This window comes from Pseudomonas sp. MF6751, assembly GCF_016613265.1.
GTDB lineage: Bacteria > Pseudomonadota > Gammaproteobacteria > Pseudomonadales > Pseudomonadaceae > Aquipseudomonas > Aquipseudomonas fluorescens_BV.
In genome coordinates this window covers 33578-51191 of sequence record NZ_JAENSV010000032.1, presented here as the reverse complement: position 1 = coordinate 51191, position 17614 = coordinate 33578, and the positions used below count along the sequence as shown (strand labels likewise).

13 protein-coding genes are annotated in these 17614 nt (G+C 63.2%); 7 read left to right on the top strand and 6 right to left on the bottom strand.

The window, feature by feature from the left end; translation table 11 throughout:
* Window positions 1–320 precede the first annotated feature (320 nt).
* The 6 genes from lexA (at window position 321) to uvrA (ending at window position 10531) form a co-directional block, all read left to right on the top strand.
* The gene (lexA, locus tag JJD66_RS21240) at window positions 321–938 is read left to right on the top strand and encodes a transcriptional repressor LexA (RefSeq protein ID WP_072448369.1); all 618 of its coding nucleotides are present in this window, start codon (window positions 321–323) and stop codon (window positions 936–938) included.
* Window positions 938–1552 (top strand): translesion DNA synthesis-associated protein ImuA, encoded by a 615-nt coding sequence (gene imuA, locus JJD66_RS21235; RefSeq protein ID WP_003191873.1) that lies wholly within the window; start codon window positions 938–940, stop codon window positions 1550–1552. Before lexA ends, imuA begins: the two co-directional genes overlap by 1 nt.
* A gap of 7 nt (window positions 1553–1559) precedes the next feature.
* Window positions 1560–2975 carry a Y-family DNA polymerase gene (locus JJD66_RS21230; protein ID WP_198716142.1) on the top strand — a complete coding sequence of 472 codons (1416 nt, stop codon included), beginning with the start codon at window positions 1560–1562 and terminating at the stop codon, window positions 2973–2975.
* Between the two features lie 154 nt (window positions 2976–3129).
* Entirely contained in the window at window positions 3130–6201 is a 3072-nt protein-coding gene (locus JJD66_RS21225) for an error-prone DNA polymerase (RefSeq protein ID WP_200648949.1), read from the top strand.
* 101 nt (window positions 6202–6302) lie between these two features.
* Window positions 6303–8015, top strand: a complete 1713-nt coding sequence (locus JJD66_RS21220) for an ATP-binding protein (protein ID WP_198716140.1) — start codon at window positions 6303–6305, stop codon at window positions 8013–8015.
* Window positions 8012–10531, top strand: a complete 2520-nt coding sequence (uvrA, locus tag JJD66_RS21215) for an excinuclease ABC subunit UvrA (protein WP_200648948.1) — start codon at window positions 8012–8014, stop codon at window positions 10529–10531. Before JJD66_RS21220 ends, uvrA begins: the two co-directional genes overlap by 4 nt.
* Window positions 10532–11139: 608 nt before the next feature.
* On the opposite strand, the gene argE is transcribed toward uvrA, so the two are convergent.
* The 5 genes from argE to JJD66_RS21190 form a co-directional block, all read right to left on the bottom strand.
* Window positions 11140–12282, bottom strand: a complete 1143-nt coding sequence (gene argE / locus JJD66_RS21210) for an acetylornithine deacetylase (RefSeq protein ID WP_034126116.1) — start codon at window positions 12280–12282, stop codon at window positions 11140–11142.
* Window positions 12279–12956, bottom strand: coding sequence for a DUF1028 domain-containing protein (locus JJD66_RS21205; protein WP_200648947.1), 678 nt, complete (start codon window positions 12954–12956; stop codon window positions 12279–12281). The genes argE and JJD66_RS21205 overlap by 4 nt, the downstream gene beginning before the upstream one ends.
* Before the next feature lie 11 nt (window positions 12957–12967).
* Window positions 12968–13378, bottom strand: a complete 411-nt coding sequence (locus tag JJD66_RS21200; protein WP_200648946.1) for a RidA family protein — start codon at window positions 13376–13378, stop codon at window positions 12968–12970.
* A gap of 23 nt (window positions 13379–13401) precedes the next feature.
* Window positions 13402–14733, bottom strand: coding sequence for a flavin-containing monooxygenase (locus tag JJD66_RS21195; protein WP_423812546.1), 1332 nt, complete (start codon window positions 14731–14733; stop codon window positions 13402–13404).
* Between the two features lie 188 nt (window positions 14734–14921).
* Window positions 14922–15524 (bottom strand): LuxR C-terminal-related transcriptional regulator, encoded by a 603-nt coding sequence (locus tag JJD66_RS21190; protein ID WP_034126113.1) that lies wholly within the window; start codon window positions 15522–15524, stop codon window positions 14922–14924.
* Between the two features lie 97 nt (window positions 15525–15621).
* On the opposite strand from JJD66_RS21190, the gene JJD66_RS21185 reads away from it, so the two are divergent.
* Complete coding sequence (locus JJD66_RS21185) at window positions 15622–17235, top strand: ATP-binding response regulator (RefSeq protein ID WP_198716136.1); 1614 nt, start codon at window positions 15622–15624, stop codon at window positions 17233–17235.
* Here JJD66_RS21185 and JJD66_RS21180 read toward each other — a convergent pair.
* The gene (locus JJD66_RS21180) at window positions 17225–17560 is read right to left on the bottom strand and encodes a hypothetical protein (protein ID WP_198716135.1); all 336 of its coding nucleotides are present in this window, start codon (window positions 17558–17560) and stop codon (window positions 17225–17227) included. The genes JJD66_RS21185 and JJD66_RS21180 overlap by 11 nt on opposite strands.
* Window positions 17561–17614: the final 54 nt, after the last annotated feature.

Genomic DNA, 17614 nt, shown 5'->3' with positions numbered 1-17614 from the left:
CCACCACTCGGCACCTCGCTTAGGCTCGGTGTGCCCGTAATCCGCCAGTGATTTGGGGGGCCGCCGCCACGCGCCATCCATGGCGCGGGGCGGCTAAACCGGCATCCCTGCCGGTTTACCCCCCAAACCCCTGTCGAATTCCGGCCAGCGTGGTTTAACGGGGCGCCTAAGATCAAAAGCAGATCAAGATCAAGAGCGGCTCGCTTCGCATCGTTGTAACCGTTGAGCTTACAGACTTAAGTAGATACCTATGCCTTCATGTGGGAGCTGGCAATTAGCAGACTGACGGTTATTGTCAGAAATTTCCCACAGGAGTACAAATGTACTCCATGACAAACCTGACTCCCCGCCGCACCGCCATCCTGACCTTCATTCGCGAACGCATCGCGCAACAAGGCCAGCCTCCCAGCCTCGCCGAGATCGCCGAGGCGTTCGGCTTCGCCTCTCGCAGCGTTGCCCGCAAGCATGTGGTGGCGCTGACCGAAGCTGGGTTTATCGAGGTCAACCCCAATCAGGCCCGTGGCATTCGCTTGCTCAATCAACCTGCGCGTCCCGAGTGGCTGGATGTACCGGTGCTCGGCCGTGTGGCGGCCGGTCGGCCGATTGGCGCCGATGCCGAGGTGCACAGCCGCTTGCAACTGGACCCCGCCACTTTCGCCAAAACCCCCGATTACCTGCTGCGGGTGCAGGGCGATTCGATGATTGAAGATGGCATCCTCGACGGCGACCTGGTGGGCGTGCGCCGCAGTGCCGAAGCCTTGAACGGGCAGATTGTGGTGGCGCGCCTGGACGGCGACGTCACTATCAAGCGTTTCGAGCGCAACGGCGACAGGGTTCGCCTGTTGCCGCGCAACCCGGCCTATCAACCCATCGTGGTCGGGCCCGAGCAGGACCTGGCCATCGAAGGCGTGTTCTGCGGCCTGGTGAGGCAAGGCTGATGGGCGCCGTGGTTGCCCTGGACTCGCTGTTCAATGGCGGGCGAGTCTGGAAGGGCCGGCCCGCCGCGCCCCCGGCCAGCGTGCACCCCACGGGGCTGGCGGCGCTGGATGCGGTGCTGCCCAGTGGCGGCTGGCCTGAATCGGCCTTGAGTGAAATCCTGATGGCCCAGGACGGGGTGGGCGAGTTGCAACTGGTGCTGCCTACCCTGGCGCGCCTGTCGGCCCTGGGCGAGCGCATTGTGCTGGTGGCGCCGCCCTATACCCCCTATCCCCATGCGTGGCAGAACGCCGGGGTGGATGTGCGCCAGCTGTCCATCATCCGGGCCGAGGAGCGTGACGCGCTGTGGGCGGTGGAGCAATGCCTGCGTTCTGGCAGTTGCGGGGCGGTGTTGTGTTGGCCGCGCAAGGCCGATGATCGTGCCTTGCGGCGTTTGCAGGTGGCGGCCGAAACCGGGCAGACCCTGGCGTTTGCCTGGCGCTCCCTGAGCGAGGCGATCAATGCCTCGCCTGCCGCCCTGCGCCTGGCGGTCGAGGCCAGGCCCGCGCAAGTGCGGGTGCTCAAGTGCCGTGGCGGGCTGGCCCATCCGGCGCCGATTGCCCTGGCGGGGCATTGAGGTTGCCATGCGTTGGGTGTGTATTGTCTTCCCGCAATTGGCGCTGGACGGGGCACAGCGTGTGCATCCCGAACCCGAGCAGCCGCTGGCGCTGCTGGCCGGCACGCCGCAGCGGCGCGTGTTGCAAACCGTCAACGCCGCCGCCCGCGCCTTGGGCCTGCGCCCCGGGCAATCGTTGACGGCAGCCCATGCCCTGGTCAAGCAGTTTGCCTGTGTCGAATACGACCCGCTGGAGATCGAGCGCCTGCAGCAGTTTCTGGCCGCCTGGGCCTACCGATTCAGCTCCCAGGTCAGCCTGTATTACCCACGGGCCTTGTTGTTCGAGATCGAATCGAGCCTGGGCCTGTTCGGCCCCTGGCCGCAACTTGAGGCGCGTTTGCGCAAAGAGCTGACCGAACTTGGCTTTCGTCATCGCATCGTCGCTGCGCCCAACCCGGCGGCGGCGCGGATATTGGCAAACGGCTACGACGGCCTGGCCGTGGCCGATGACAGCGCCCTGATGCAGGCCCTGGCGTCGCTGCCTGTCGACCGTGCAGGCCTTGAACCCCAGGCCGCCACCGCCTTGTCGCGCATGGGCCTGCGCAGCCTGGCCCAGGTGCAGGCCTTGCCCCGGCATACCCTGGCGCGACGTTTTGACGCCAGCCTGCTCAAGCACCTCGACGCCCTGAGCGGGCAGCGGCCATTGGCCCTGGATTTTTATCAACCACCCGACCAGTTCGATGCACGCATCGAGTTGAATTTCGATGTGCAATCCCACCAGGCGCTGTTGTTCCCCTTGCGGCGCTTGACCGGCGATCTGTCCGCGTTCCTGTGCGGCCGTGACAGTGGCGTGCAGCGCTTTGACCTGCACCTGGAACATGCCCAGGCACAAGACAGCGTGATCAAGGTAGGCCTGCTCAGCGCCGAGCGCGAGCCTTCGATGTTGTTCGAACTGGCCCGTGGGCGCCTGGAGCAGGTACAGGTCACCGCGCCAGTGCGGGGTGTGCGCCTGGTGGCCGAGGACTTGCCGGTGTTCGTGCCGCAACGCCAGGACCTGTTCGACGACCGCCCGCAACAAACCCTGCCGTGGGAACAGTTGCGCGAACGCCTGCGTGCACGCCTGGGGGATGAGGCGGTGCAGGGCCTGCGTTTTCAGGCCGACCATCGCCCCGAATGCGCCTGGCAGGCCGCGACCGACCATCAGGCGTGCCCGAGCTTGAACAAGGTCCGCCGCCCAGGCTGGTTATTGCCGCAACCGACCTTGCTGGCCGACCACGGCGTACAGATCCTGATGGGCCCGGAGCGTATTGAATCGGGCTGGTGGGATGGCGCCGATGTCCGCCGCGACTATTACCTGGTCCAGACCCGCGCCGGCCAGCAGGGTTGGGCCTATCGCACGGTGGGGCAAGGCGATGGGTTGTGGTTGCAAGGGTGGTTTGCATGAGCATCCCCTCAGCTGGAGCGCACTTACTGTGGCGAGCAAGCTTGCTTGCGCTGGGGTGCGCAGCGCCCCCAATAAAAGCCGGAGACTGCTGCGCAGTCAGCGGGAGCAAGCTCCCTCGCCACAGCAAGCTCGCTCCAACAGGGGGTGGGGACGCATGAATTATGCCGAGCTGCACTGCCTGTCCAATTTCAGCTTCCAGCGTGGTGCCTCCAGTGCGCTGGAGCTTTTCGAGCGCGCCAAGCGCCAAGGCTACAGCGCCCTGGCGATCACCGATGAATGCACGCTGTCAGGCATCGTGCGCGCCTGGCAAGCCGCCAAAGCGGTGGACCTGCCGTTGATTATCGGCAGCGAAATGCACATCGAAAATGGCCCGAAACTGGTGCTGCTGGTGGAGAACCTGAGCGGTTATCAGCACCTGTGCCGGCTGATCACCCTGGCCCGGCGTCGGGCTGAAAAGGGCAGTTATCGCCTGCTACAGGAAGATTTCCAGCAACCGTTGCCCGGCCTGTTGGCGTTGTGGGTGGCGCAAGACAGCGACACCCAGGCCAGCCTCGACTGGCTGCGCCGCACCTTCGACCAGCGCCTGTGGCTGGCGGTGCACCTGCACTGTGGGCAGGACGATGCGCGCCATCTGCAACAGCGCTTGCAACTGGCCCACAGCCTGCAAATCCCTGCCGTGGCCTGCGGCGATGTGCATATGCATGCGCGAGGCCGCCGTGCCCTGCAAGACACCATGACCGCCATCCGTCACCACGTGCCGGTGGCCGAAGCCGGCACGCGCCTGCACCCCAATGGCGAACGCCACCTGCGCAGCCTCGACGCGCTGGCGGCGCTGTACCCCCAGGCCTTGCTGGATGAAACCCTCGCCATCGCGCGGCGCTGCACCTTCGACCTCGGCCAGTTGCGCTATCACTATCCACGCGAGCTGGTACCCGCGGGGCATGACGCCCAATCCTGGCTGCGCACCCTCACCGAAGAAGGCATCGCCCAGCGCTGGCCCGAAGGCATCGACGACAAGACCTTGCAGCAAATCCATCGTGAACTGCAACTGATCAGCGAGCTGGGTTACGAAAGCTATTTCCTTACGGTGCATGACATCGTGCGTTTCGCCCGCAGCCGTTCGATCCTGTGCCAGGGCCGTGGTTCGGCGGCTAACTCGGCGGTGTGTTTTGCCCTGGGCATCACCGAAATCAACCCGAGCCTGACCAACCTGCTGTTCGAGCGCTTCCTGTCCAAAGAGCGCAACGAGCCGCCGGACATCGACGTGGACTTTGAGCACGAGCGCCGCGAAGAGGTGCTGCAATACGTGTTCCAGCGCTATGGCCGCACCCGTGCAGCCTTGACGGCGGTGGTCAGCAGTTACCACGCCACGGGCGCGGTACGTGATGTGGCCAAGGCCCTCGGGCTGCCGGCGGACCAGATCAACGCCTTGGCCGATTGCTGCGGGCGCTGGAGCGATGAGGCGCCGCCGTTGGAGCGCCTGCGTGAAAGCGGCTTCGACCCGGACAGCCCACTGCTGCGGCGTGTCTTGACATTGACCCAGCAACTGATCGGTTTTCCGCGGCACCTGTCCCAGCACCCTGGCGGCTTTGTGATCAGCGAATACCCGCTGGACACCCTGGTGCCGGTGGAAAATGCGGCCATGGCCGAACGCACCATTATCCAGTGGGACAAAGACGACCTCGACGCCGTCGGTTTGCTCAAGGTGGACATCCTCGCCCTGGGCATGCTCAGCGCGATCCGCCGCTGCTTCGATTTGCTGCGCCGGCATCGCCACCGGGACTTGAGCCTGGCCACGATTCCCAAGGAAGACCCGGCCACCTACGCCATGATCAGCAAGGCCGACACCATCGGTGTGTTCCAGATCGAGTCGCGGGCGCAGATGTCGATGTTGCCCCGGCTCAAGCCGCAGACGTTTTATGACCTGGTGATCGAGGTTGCCATTGTGCGGCCTGGGCCGATCCAGGGCGGCATGGTGCATCCGTACTTGCGTCGGCGGAATAATGAAGAGCCCACCACCTATCCGTCGCCGCAATTGAAGGCCGTGCTGGAACGCACCCTGGGCATCCCGCTGTTCCAGGAACAGGTGATGCAAATCGCCATGGTCGCCGCCGACTACAGCCCCGGCGAGGCCGACCAGTTGCGCCGCTCCATGGCCGCCTGGAAACGCCACGGCGGCCTGGAGCCGCATCAGCAGCGCCTGCGCACCGGCATGCTGAAAAACGGCTACACCGAAGCCTTTGCCGCGCAGATTTTCGAGCAGATCAAGGGCTTTGGCAGCTATGGTTTCCCGGAGTCCCACGCCGCCAGTTTCGCCTTGCTGACCTATGCCAGTTGCTGGCTCAAATGCCATGAGCCGGCGGCCTTCGCCTGCGCCCTGATCAACAGCTGGCCCATGGGCTTTTACAGCCCGGACCAGATCCTGCAGGACGCTCGGCGCCATCGCTTGCAGATCCGCCCGGTGGATGTGCAGGCCAGCGACTGGGAATGCAGCCTGGAGCCCATCGACGGCCAGCAACCGGCGATTCGCCTGGGCTTGCGCATGATCTCGGGGTTTCGCGAGGACGACGGGCGGCGTATCGAAGCGGCGAGGCAGCAGCGGCTGTTCAATGACATCGCTGACCTGGACGCGCGCGCCGGGTTGGATACGCGTGCCCAGGCGCTGCTGGCGGATGCCGGGGCCTTGCGCGCCCTGGCCGGCAACCGCCATCAGGCGCGCTGGGACGTGGCCGGTGTGCATCAGCAACTGGGCTTGTTTGCCGGCCTGCCGAGCCCCGATGAAACGCGGGTGGCATTGCCCGAGCCCACGGTAGGCGAAGATTTGCACGCCGATTACGCCACCCTCGGTACCACCCTGGGGCCCCATCCCCTGGCGTTGTTGCGCGCCGAGTTACGCCGGCGCCGCTGCCGCAGTTCCCAGGAGTTGCTGACGGTGGAACATGGGCGCAACGTGAGTATCGCCGGGCTGGTCACTGGCCGCCAGCGCCCAGGCACGGCGAGCGGCGTGACCTTTGTCACCCTGGAGGATGAGTTCGGCAACCTCAATGTGGTGGTCTGGCGCGACCTGGCCGAGCGTCAGCGCCAGGCGCTGGTGGGCTCGCGTTTGCTCAAGGTGGACGGCCGTTGGGAGGCGGTGGGTGAGGTGCGGCATTTGATCGCGGGGCGCCTCACCGATTTGACGCCGTTGCTGGATGGAATGGTGATGCGCAGCCGGGATTTTCATTGAGTTCCAGGGGTTTGTGCATTCCTCTGTGTTCAGGATGAAACCATCCACCGCTGGCGCGCTCCAAAACTTGCGACTGTCTTGTCCCTGCACAGAGCCCAATCATGCAATTTTTATCCAACCCCCATGGCTGTGAAGGCTGGGCCGGCGAAATGGCCCAGCGGATTCGCACGTTTGACTGGTCAAGTACCGACCTTGGCCCCTTGGATCAGTGGTCCACGAGCCTGGCTTGCACCGTGCAAATGATGCTCGCCTCACCCGTGCCGATGGTGATGCTGTGGGGGCGGGCTGGGTACATGATCTACAACGACAGCTATTCGGTATTTGCCGGCGGGCGCCATCCCTACCTCTTGGGCACTCCGGTAGAACTGGGCTGGCCGGAAGTGGCCGAGTTCAATCGGCATGTGGTGGATACGTGCCTGGCGGGTGGTACCTTGTCGTTCAATAACAAGGAGCTGGTGTTATCGCGTCACGGCCAACCGGAAAGCGTATGGCTGGACCTCTATTACAGCCCCGTGGCCGGGGACAACCAACAGCCGGCCGGGGTGCTGGCGATTGTGGTGGAAACCACCGAACTGGTGAAGTCCGAGCGGGTGCGCCAGGAGCTCACCCATAATCTGGAGCAACGCGTAGCCGCTGAAGTGCAGGCGCGGTCTGCCGCAGAAGACCAGTTGCGCCAGTCACAGAAGCTGGAAGCGATTGGCGGCCTGACCGGTGGCGTAGCCCATGACTTCAATAACCTGCTGCAAGTGATCGCCGGCAACCTGCATTTGCTCGCCCGGCATGAGCCGGACAATTGTCAGGTGCAACGTCGCGTCACCGCGGCCATCGCCGCCGTGGAGCGAGGGGCCAAGCTGTCGTCGCAACTGCTGGCCTTTGCCCGTCGCCAGCCCTTGTCTCCGGCGGTGTACAACCCGCAGCGCATCTACGCCGGCCTGGGCGAGCTGTTGCAACGGGCGTTGGGGGAAACCATTCATATCGACGTGCAACTGCCCCAGGACTCCTGGTGCATCAATGTCGACCGCAACCAGCTGGAAAACGCGCTGCTCAACCTGGCGATCAACGCCCGCGATGCCATGCAGGGCGAGGGTGTGATTCGTATCACCGGGGAAAACGTCATCCTCAACCCGGACGATTGCATCGGTAAAAGCATCAAGCCCGGCGAGTACGTGCGCCTGGCAGTGGCCGACACCGGCGTGGGCATGTCCGAGGCGACCCTCAAGCGCGCATTCGAACCCTTCTTTACCACCAAGCGCGAAGGCCACGGCACCGGCCTGGGCCTGAGCATGGTGTTCGGTTTTGTGCGCCAAAGTGGCGGGCACGTGGACATGTGGAGCGAGGAGGGCAAGGGCTCGGTGGTGCAGATGTATTTCCCCCACTGCCTGGAGCCTGAATGCTTCGACGACTACAGTGATGCGGACCTGCAAGGCGGCGGCCAGGAAACCATCCTGGTGGTCGAGGACAACGAAGGCGTGCGCCTGACGGTGGTCGAGTTGCTGCAGCAATCGGGCTATACCGTACTGACCGCCGAGGATGGCGACCGCGCGATGCAAGTGTTGCAACGCGGCGTGTCGCCGGACCTGATCTTCACCGATGTGGTGATGCCCGGTCGGGTCAAGAGCACCGACCTGGCCACCTGGGCCCGCGCGCAGAACCCGCCGGTGCCGGTGCTGTTTACCTCGGGTCACACCCGCGACATTCTGTCTTCCAATCATCTGCTCAGCGCCGATATCCACCTGCTGAGCAAACCCTACAGCCCCGATGCCCTGACCCAACGCGTGCGCAGGGTGCTTGGCGCAAGACAAGGTTGCCCATGACTTCACAGCGCAACATCCCACCGCTCACCGCCCGGCAAACGGGCTTCGTCAGGGTGCGTGGCGCCCGTGAACATAACTTGCGCAATGTCGATGTGGATATTCCCCGGGACGCCCTGGTGGTATTTACCGGCGTGTCTGGCTCCGGCAAATCGTCCCTGGCGTTTTCCACGGTGTACGCCGAGGCCCAGCGCCGCTATTTCGAATCGGTGGCGCCGTATGCGCGGCGCTTGATCGACCAGGTCGGCGTGCCGGACGTAGACAGCATCGAAGGCTTGCCGCCTGCCGTGGCCCTGCAACAGCAACGCGGTACACCCAGTGCGCGCTCGTCGGTGGGCAGTGTCACCACCTTGTCGAGCTTGATCCGCATGCTCTATTCCCGCGCCGGCCGTTATCCGAAAGGGCAGGCCATGTTGTACGCCGAGGACTTCTCGCCGAACCTGCCCCAGGGCGCGTGCCCGCAATGCCACGGCCTGGGCCGCGTGTATGAAGTGACCGAAGCGCTGATGGTGCCCGATCCGTCCTTGACTATCCGCCAGCGCGCAGTGGCGTCCTGGCCGTTGGCGTGGCAGGGCCAGAACCTGCGCGACATCCTTGTGACCCTGGGTTATGACGTGGACATCCCGTGGCGCGAGCTGCCGAAAAAGCAGCGCGACTGGATCCTGTTCACCGAAGAAACCCCCACCGTACCGGTGTACGCCGGCTTCACCCCGCAGCAGACCCGCGAGGCGTTGAAACGCAAGCTCGAACCCAGCTACCAAGGCACGTTCAGCGGCGCTCGGCGCTATATCCTGCACACCTTCGCCCACACCCAAAGCGCGCTGATGAAAAAGCGTGTATCGCAGTTCATGCAAGGCAGTGCCTGCCCATTGTGCGAGGGTAAACGCCTGAACCAGGCGGCGCTGTCGGTGAAGTTTGCCGGGGTGGATATCGGTGAGCTGTCGCAATTGTCCCTGGCGCAATTGGCCGAGTTGCTGCAGCCGGTGGCCGCGGGGCAGGACACGATGAAGCTGTCGGTGGAAAAACGCCTGGCGGCCCAGCGCATCGCCCAGGACCTGCTCGAACGGGTCAACACCCTGATCGAACTGGGCCTGGGCTATCTGTCCCTGGAGCGCAGCACGCCGACCCTGTCGTCCGGGGAACTGCAGCGTCTGCGCCTGGCTACCCAATTGGGCTCGCAGTTGTTCGGTGTTATTTATGTGCTCGATGAGCCTTCGGCGGGCCTGCACCCGGCGGATGGCGAAGCATTGTTCACCGCGCTTGATCGTTTGAAGGCCGCGGGCAATTCGCTGTTTGTGGTGGAACATGACCTGGAAACCATGCGCCGCGCCGACTGGCTGATCGACGTGGGCCCGGCTGCCGGCGAGCATGGCGGGCAAGTGCTGTACAGCGGGCCGCCCGCAGGGTTGGCGGATGTCGAGGCCTCGCAGACCCGCGAATACCTGTTTGCCCCACCTCGCCCGGCCAATGCGCCAAGCCGCGAGCCGGCCGGTTGGCTGAAGCTCAAAGGCGTGACGCGAAATAACCTGAAAGATTTGAACGTGGATTTCCCGCTGGGCTGTTTCACCGCGGTGACCGGGATTTCCGGCTCGGGCAAATCCAGCCTGGTCAGCCAGGCGCTGCTGGAATTGGTGGGCACGGGCCTGGGGCGTGTGCTGGAAAGCGACGACGAACCGAGCCTGGAAGATGCTGCACCGCAAACCAGTGGCGGGCGCATCAGCGCCGGGCTCGAGCACATTCAGCGCCTGGTGCAGGTGGACCAGAAACCCATCGGCCGCACGCCGCGTTCCAACCTGGCGACCTACACCGGGCTGTTCGACAACGTGCGCAAACTGTTCGCCGCCACGCCAGCGGCCAAGAAGCGCAATTACGATGCCGGGCAGTTCTCCTTCAATGTCGCCAAGGGCCGTTGCCCGAACTGTGAGGGTGAAGGTTTTGTCAGCGTCGAGTTGCTGTTCATGCCCAGCGTGTACGCACCATGCCCGACCTGTCATGGCGCGCGCTACAACCCCGACACCCTGGCGATCAAATGGCAGGGCTTGAACATCGCCCAGGTGCTGGGGTTGACGGTGGAGCAAGCGGTGCAGGTGTTTGCCGAGCAGCCGGGCATCCTGCGTTCGTTAGTCGTGCTGCGCGATATCGGCCTGGGTTATCTGCGCCTCGGGCAGCCGGCCACCGAGTTGTCGGGCGGTGAGGCACAGCGCATCAAGCTCGCTACCGAGTTGCAACGCAATGCCCGGGGCGCCACTTTGTATGTGCTGGACGAGCCGACCACCGGGTTGCACCCCAGGGACGTCGATCGTTTGCTCAGCCAACTGAACCAGTTGGTGGATGCGGGGCATACGGTGGTTGTGGTGGAGCATGAAATGCGCGTTGTGGCCCAAAGTGACTGGGTGATTGATATCGGGCCGGGAGCAGGGGACTTGGGCGGGAGAGTCGTGGCGTGTGGGGCGCCGCAGAAAGTGGCCAAGAGCAAGACCAGCCGGACTGCGCCGTTTCTTGCTCGGGAGCTGGTCTGACTGGAGGCTGGCCTTTTGTGGGAGCTGGCTTGCCTGCGATGGTCAGAGGTATCTACACAACTTTGTGGGCTGTAACGGCAGACGGTAACCACGATGCGAAGCGAGTCGCTCTTGATCTGCTTTTGATCTTAGGCGCCCCGTCAAACCACGCTGGCGGATTACGGGCACACCGAGCCTAAGCGAGGTGCCGAGTGGTGGGGCAAGAGCGCTTTGCTTACTTTTGTCTGGGCCGGCATTCCGGCTTTTCGAAAGTGAGCCGCCGACAGGGCGGAACCCTAAGTGGCCGTTACCGCAGGAATGGATATGTACACGGTCCAACTGTGTTGACTGTCAGGCCGTCTTCGCAGGCAAGCCAGCTCCCACATTTGGATCGTGATGTGTCAGGTAGATCAGCGTCGGTTGGCAGGTCGTCACGGGAGCAAGCTCACTCGCCACAGGCCCAGCGTAGCGCCAAAATTATGTAGATACCTATGCTGCGATGGCGGTGGTTCAGCTGAAGATTCAGTGACTGACACACCGCCTTCGCGGGCAAGCCCGCTCCCACAGGGGATCTGTGCCGGGCGCTGATTCTGTGGGCAATACAAACCCGTATGGAAGCAGTGTTTGGCTCAGCGGATCGAGTCCAGCATGCGCCCCAACATGGCATCACATCCCGCCAATTGCGCTACGCTCACGAACTCGTCCGGCTTATGCCCCTGCTCCATGCTCCCGGGCCCGCATACCACGGTGGGAATGCCTGCCGCATCAAACAGCCCGCCTTCGGTGCCAAACGCTACGGTGCCGAACGCTTGCGAGCCGCAAAACGCCGCAATCAGCTGCGCCGCCTGGCTGTGCTCATCCGTGACCAGCCCCGGGTAGGCCGACAGCTCTGTGAACCGAATGGAGCTCTGCTTGCTGACCGCCTGCATACGCGGCAGTACCTGCTGCATGGCGTACGCTTGCAGTTCTTGAGCGACTTCAGCGGGGTCCGAGGCGGGCAGGGCGCGTACTTCAAAGTCAAAGCGACAATCGGCCGGGACGATGTTCAATGCCTTGCCGCCACTGATCAGGCCGGTCTGTACCGTGCTGAAAGGTGGATTGAAACGTGGGTCCTGGTGCGAACGCAAGCGCTGGCCGATGCGCCCGAGTTCGCAGATCAGATCGGCGGCATGTTCGATCGCATTCACCCCCGAGGGCGCATACGCCGAATGACATGCTTGACCCTGTATGTCGCAGCGCATCGCCAACTTGCCCTTATGACCCAACACCGGTTTGAGTTCGGTCGGTTCGCCGATGATGCACAGCATGGGTTTCACCGGGCGCTGTTCCAGAACAGCGAGCAATGAGCGTACGCCCAGGCATCCGACTTCTTCATCGTAGGACAGGGCGATATGCACCGGCAGGCGCAACGGTGTTTTGACCAGTTCGGGTACCAACGCCAGCACGCATGCGATATACCCCTTCATGTCGGCAGTGCCGCGCCCGAACAGCTTGCCGTCACGCTCGGTCAACGTGAACGGCGGCAGGGTCCAGGGTTGCCCATCCACTGGCACCACGTCGGTATGCCCCGACAGCACGATACCTGGCAGCTCAACCGGGCCGACGCTGGCAAACAGGTTGGCCTTGGTGCGTTGCGCGTTGTAGACCAACTCGCTGGCGATGCCAAACCCGGCCAGGTAATCGCGCACAAACTCGATCAACTGCAGGTTGGACTCACGGCTGGTGGTGTCGAAGCCCACCAGCGTTTCCAGCAGGTCGCGGCTGCGGCTCATCGCTCGTCTCCGGCCACGCCGTAGCCGGGGGAGCGGTCGGGGGCGAGGGCGCGATCGATATAGTCCTGTACCTGTGGGCGGTAGGCGTCCCAGAGTTTTTGCAATTCGCCAATCGGCGCTTCGTCGGCCCAATCCACGCGCAAGTTAATGATCGGCCAAGTCAACTCGCCCACCACCACCAGCGCGGCGGAATGCACCGGGCCGGCTTCGCCACCGGCGGCGATGGCGGCATGCATCGCTGCCAGCAACCGGTCTGCGAGCTGGCCTTCGCCCTGTTCGAAGGCCGAGACCATCGCGGTGATGACTTCACGGTCGGCGAGCATATTGCCCGCCGCCACGCATTGCTCGCCCGATACCGCGTGATGGGTACCCAGGGTCTGGCTGCCGCTGAAATGCACGCTGCGGCCCAGGTGGTCTATCGCCGTCAGTTGCCGATACTGGCTGTAGCCGTTGCGGGTGAGTGCTTTGTCCACGGCATCGGCTGGGGCCAGGCCCTGTTCCAGCCCGTCGAGCACATCTGGGCCGAGGGCCGGCAAGGTGATGTTCTGGGTCGATACCGCGCCCACGCCGGGCCGCAGCCATGGGCAGCGAGCGCCTACGGCGATACTTGATGAGCTGATGGCGACGCCCAACTGGCCGGTTTCCGCGCAGCGGCCAACGATTGAAAAGGTCATGGTTAGCCTCCTTACTCTGGGATAACCGCGATCACATCGATTTCCATCAGCCACTGCGGCTGGCCCAGGGCCGAGACCACCAGCCCGGTGGAAATCGGGAATACGCCCTTGAGCCACTTGCCCACTTCCTGATACACCGGCTCGCGGTAGCGTGGGTCGATCAAGTAGGTGGTGGTTTTGACGATGTGGCTGAGGTCGCTGCCGGCTTCTTCGAGCAGTTGCTTGACGTTTTTCATCGCCTGCTCGGCCTGGGCCCGAGGGTCGCCGAGGCCCACCAGGTTGCCATCGAAATCAGTGCCCACCTGGCCGCGTACATACACGGTGTTGCCGGCGCGCACGGCCTGGCACAGGTCGTTATCCAGGCTCTGGTTGGGATAGGTTTTTTTGGTGTTGAACATGCGGATGCGAGTGTGAGTAGGCATCAAAAAACTCCAGGAAAAAGTGATCAGGCGCTGACAGGGGTCTGGCGGGCAACCGGCGCAGCTGCGCGGTACTCGAGGTACTGACGCTGGATAGCGATATGGTCGGCTACGTATTTGGCGTCGTGCCACACCCCCCAGATAAACGACGAGCCACGCCGCGATTGCCATGGCAAACCGAGGAAGTAGATGCCGGCTTCGCTGGATACACCGCGTTGGTGTTGCGGCTTGCCGGCGGCGTCGAAAGCGTCCACCTGTAGCCAGCTGTAGTCCACGGCAAATCCGGTGGCCCAGATGATCGAGGTGATGCCCGCTTGGGCCAGGTCCAGCGTCAGGATTGGCTGCTTGATGCATTCAGCGTCTGGAAACACGCGACGTGCTTCGGGCTCCTGGGGCAGGTCGAGACCATTGCGTTCGACATACGCGTCGGCCGCGTCCAGCAGGGCCCGGTAGTTTTCATCCCCGCGTGCCAGGTTTTCCACCAGGTTGGGTTGGAACGTCGCCACCGTGCCGTCGAAGGCTTGGGTCAGGCCAACCAGGGTCATGCCTTGCTGGGCCAGTTCACGGAAGTCGATGGTCTTGCCGCCGTGGGCGCCGCTCACAGCAATGGTCACGTGTTCACGGCCAGGTTTCATCGCCGCCTGGTCCCACTCGCCCAGAACCCCCAGCCACCAGCAGAAATCCCGGTTGCGATAGGCGCGGGGCGGGCGGTCATGGGCGCCTACCGACAGGTAGACCTGGCGACCGGCGCGCTGCAGTTCATCGGCGATTTGTACGCCGGAAGAACCGGCGCCCACCACTAATACGGCGCCTGCCGGCAGTTGCCCAGGGTTGCGATAGTCGGCGGAATGGATCTGGTGCAGAGCCGTGCCTGTAGGCGCTATGCCTGGAATCACGGGCTTCTGGAATGGCCCGGTGGCGGCGACCACGCGGTTGGCTTCGATCACACCTTCACTGGTGTGCACGGTGAAGCCGGGGCGGCCGATGTTACGTACCACTGACGTCACGTCCACGCCAGTGCGGATCGGCGCATTGAATTTGCGTGCGTAGGCTTCAAAGTAATCGGCGACACGCTCTTTTGGCGCGAAGCCATCGGCATGGACGTCGTCGAATTCCAGACCGGGGAAGCGGTCATGCCAGGCCGGGCCGTTGGCGACCAACGAGTCCCAGCGCCCGGTGCGCCAGCGCTCGGCGATACGGCTGCGCTCCAGTACCAGGTGCGGCACGCCTTGCTTGCTCAAATGCTCGCTCATGGCCACGCCAGCCTGACCTGCGCCCACTACCAGCGTGTCTATTTTTGTTATTGCTTGAGTCATGTGTCTGTCCTTGCGTAATGCAGTTGGATTCAGCTTGGGCATGACGTCAAGTTAGGGGGCGGGCGGTGATTAATAAAATATTATTAAGTTGGGAATTGAGCATAAATATCGGATGCAGAGGGGCTGTAGGAGCGAGCTTGCTCGCGAAAAACGTCAACGCGAACGCGTGTTTTCTGAATCAGCGCGGCGCCTGTGGTTTTTTCGCGAGCAAGCTCGCTCCTACAAACAGCTTAGAGCTCTCCGGAGTACTTCACCGCCGCCGCCGCCCGCGATGGTACCTTCAGGCTGCGCAGCAGGGACGACACATGGATGCGCACGGTAAACGGCGAGATATCCAGGGCCTTGGCGATTTCCTTGTTGGTCTTGCCCTGGGCAATCAGGCGCAACACTTCCTGCTGGCGGGTGGTAAGGGTATGAGTGTCCAGCGGCAGCAGGCCCGACGGCGCGAACTTGACCAGCACTTCGCCGGCACGTATCGCCAGCAGCGCCTGGCCGATCTCGTCCGGGGCGATGTTCTTGCCGATAAAACCGTCGACGCCCAAGGCCATGACTTGTTCGATCAGCGCAGGGTCGTCGACCATCGACACCACCACCAAGGTGGTGCGTCGCAGTTGCTGGCGCAGTTCGGCCAGTTGGCTGATGCAGGTCAGGCCGGGAAAGCGTAAATCGAGGATCAGGGTATCGACCTCACCCGCCTCGCGCAGCAGCGTATTCACCGTGGCCAGGTCGCCGGCCTCTTGCACCTGGGCGTCGGGCAGCAGGCGTTGCACGGTGCGCGCCATGCCTTCGCGAAACATCGGGTGGTCGTCGGCGATGATGATCCGGCCGGTCATGGCGAGCTCCTTCCTGGGGCCAGGTTGTGTCGAGGCATGCTACTTTACCAGCGGGCCAAGGGCCCCTTTTCTAAGATGATATGTCAAGGATATGACTATGAGTCCCGAGACCAACTCCGAACTCGATCAGGCTAACCTGCGCATCGTGGTGGCCACCATCGCCATTGTGTATATAAGCCTATTGGGTTTCCTGCCTGGGCAGTCGTTGGACACCTACCTGCCGGTGATCCTGTATATCTTCGTGTTCCTGCTGGCATCCATCGGGTTGCGCCAGGTGATCGCACGCTGGCCCGGGCATTATCCGGCGCGGCGGATCTTCGGCATGATCCACGACTACACGGGCACTTCGTTCGGCCTGGTGGTGGGCGGTGAGGCGGCATTGCCGCTGTATGCGGTGATGGTCTGGGTGAACCTGGGCAACGGCATGCGCTACGGTTCGCGCTACCTGGCAATTGCGACGGGGCTGGCGTTGCTGGCGCTGTTGATCGTGTACCAACTCACGCCGCTGTGGCAGGCGCAACCCTTCATGATGCTGATGCTGATGATCACCAGCACAGTGATCCCGGTGTACGCCCATATCCTGTTGGAGCGCACACGCAAGGCTTCCGAGCAAGCCATCGCCGCCAACCTGGAAAAGTCGCGCTTTCTTGCCCAGGCCAGCCATGACCTGCGCCAGCCGATCCACTCCATCGGCCTGTTCACTGCCTGCTTGCGCGAAGCCCGCTTGGGGGAGGACGAACAGCGCCTGGTGGACAATATCGACCGCTCTTTGCTTAACGTGTCGCAATTGTTTCGTTCGATTCTCGATCTTTACACCCTCGACAACGGACGCCTGTTGCCCAAATACCAAGTGATTCACCTGGGTGACTTTCTCGCCGACCTGGTGCGCCAGAACGCCGAGGCTGCGCGTTGGGCTGGAGTGCAGTTGCGCTTGCGCGCCTGCGCTCACTGGGTGCTGGTCGACCCGGCCATGTTGGCAACGATGGTGCAGAACCTGCTCTCCAATTGCTTCAAATACGGCGCGCAACGACCAGTGCTGATCGGTGTGCGTGTTCGCGATAACGGCTTGGTGGTGGAGGTGCACGACCAGGGGCGGGGCATTGCCAGGGAGCATCTGTCAAAGGTCTTCGAAGAGTTCTATCGCGTGCGCCAACTGCGTGACAAGGACGTTGAAGGCGTGGGCCTTGGGCTGTCCATCGTCAAGCGCCTGGGGCAGTTGATGGGGTTGCAGGTGAGCCTGCGTTCACGGGTGGGCCATGGCACCTCAGTGAGTCTGCATGGCCTGGCCCTGGCCACCGCGCCGCGTCAACCGGCAGTGCGTGAGGATGCTCGCCAGGCCGGTCTGCTCAGCGGTCTGAAAGTGTGCCTGGTGGAGGATGACTACAACGTGCTGCTCGCCACCCAAGCCTTGCTCGAGCGCTGGGGGTGCGAGGTGCAGGCCGAGTCCACGGGGCAGGGCTTGGTCAGCGACTGCGACATCATCGTTGCCGACTACGATCTGGGCAACCATGCCACCGGCATTGAATGCATCGACCAGCTACGCGAGCAACGCGGCTGGGCGGTGCCAGCGCTGATCCTCACCGGGCACGATGTGGAGAAAATCCAGGCCGCGTTGCATGATCGTCAGATCGCTATCCTCTCCAAACCGGTACGCCCTGCGGAATTGCGCGGCACCCTGCGTGAGCTCAGTCAGGAAAAAATTACTGCATGAACGGCGTCAACCCATTGCCTTTTGCGCCCTTGGGCATGCAGTAGGCCGCGGGCTTCATCAGACCGAAGCTGGCAATTGCGAACGCGCCGCCGCTCGCACCGCTGGGCACGGAGCAGTTGTACTCGCCGGAGGCTGTGTTAGCGACGTAGTAGGTGGTCATGGAGTCGCTGCGCACATTGGAAATACGTTTTACCGGCTCGCCCAGATTGGTTTCCGAAAGCTTCTTGAGATGATCTTCGGTGGGCTTGATATTGCTGCAACCGGCGACGCCGATGATCAAGGCGCCCACCAGGGCAAGACGAGTGACAGGGGAGTGGAGTTTCATGGTGCTTCTTCCTTGGGGTTGTTTTGGTTTTTCCAACGCGCAAAGAACCCGCGC

What these genes read in the sequence shown, in the direction of transcription:
- lexA (WP_072448369.1), top strand. Translation starts at nt 321, where the DNA reads ATGTACTCCATGACAAACCTGACTCCCCGCCGCACCGCCATCCTGACC.
- imuA (WP_003191873.1), top strand. Translation starts at nt 938, where the DNA reads ATGGGCGCCGTGGTTGCCCTGGACTCGCTGTTCAATGGCGGGCGAGTC.
- JJD66_RS21230 (WP_198716142.1), top strand. Translation starts at nt 1,560, where the DNA reads ATGCGTTGGGTGTGTATTGTCTTCCCGCAATTGGCGCTGGACGGGGCA.
- JJD66_RS21225 (WP_200648949.1), top strand. Translation starts at nt 3,130, where the DNA reads ATGAATTATGCCGAGCTGCACTGCCTGTCCAATTTCAGCTTCCAGCGT.
- JJD66_RS21220 (WP_198716140.1), top strand. Translation starts at nt 6,303, where the DNA reads ATGCAATTTTTATCCAACCCCCATGGCTGTGAAGGCTGGGCCGGCGAA.
- uvrA (WP_200648948.1), top strand. Translation starts at nt 8,012, where the DNA reads ATGACTTCACAGCGCAACATCCCACCGCTCACCGCCCGGCAAACGGGC.
- argE (WP_034126116.1), bottom strand. Translation starts at nt 12,282, where the DNA reads ATGAGCCGCAGCCGCGACCTGCTGGAAACGCTGGTGGGCTTCGACACC.
- JJD66_RS21205 (WP_200648947.1), bottom strand. Translation starts at nt 12,956, where the DNA reads ATGACCTTTTCAATCGTTGGCCGCTGCGCGGAAACCGGCCAGTTGGGC.
- JJD66_RS21200 (WP_200648946.1), bottom strand. Translation starts at nt 13,378, where the DNA reads ATGCCTACTCACACTCGCATCCGCATGTTCAACACCAAAAAAACCTAT.
- JJD66_RS21195 (WP_423812546.1), bottom strand. Translation starts at nt 14,733, where the DNA reads ATGCCCAAGCTGAATCCAACTGCATTACGCAAGGACAGACACATGACT.
- JJD66_RS21190 (WP_034126113.1), bottom strand. Translation starts at nt 15,524, where the DNA reads ATGACCGGCCGGATCATCATCGCCGACGACCACCCGATGTTTCGCGAA.
- JJD66_RS21185 (WP_198716136.1), top strand. Translation starts at nt 15,622, where the DNA reads ATGAGTCCCGAGACCAACTCCGAACTCGATCAGGCTAACCTGCGCATC.
- JJD66_RS21180 (WP_198716135.1), bottom strand. Translation starts at nt 17,560, where the DNA reads ATGAAACTCCACTCCCCTGTCACTCGTCTTGCCCTGGTGGGCGCCTTG.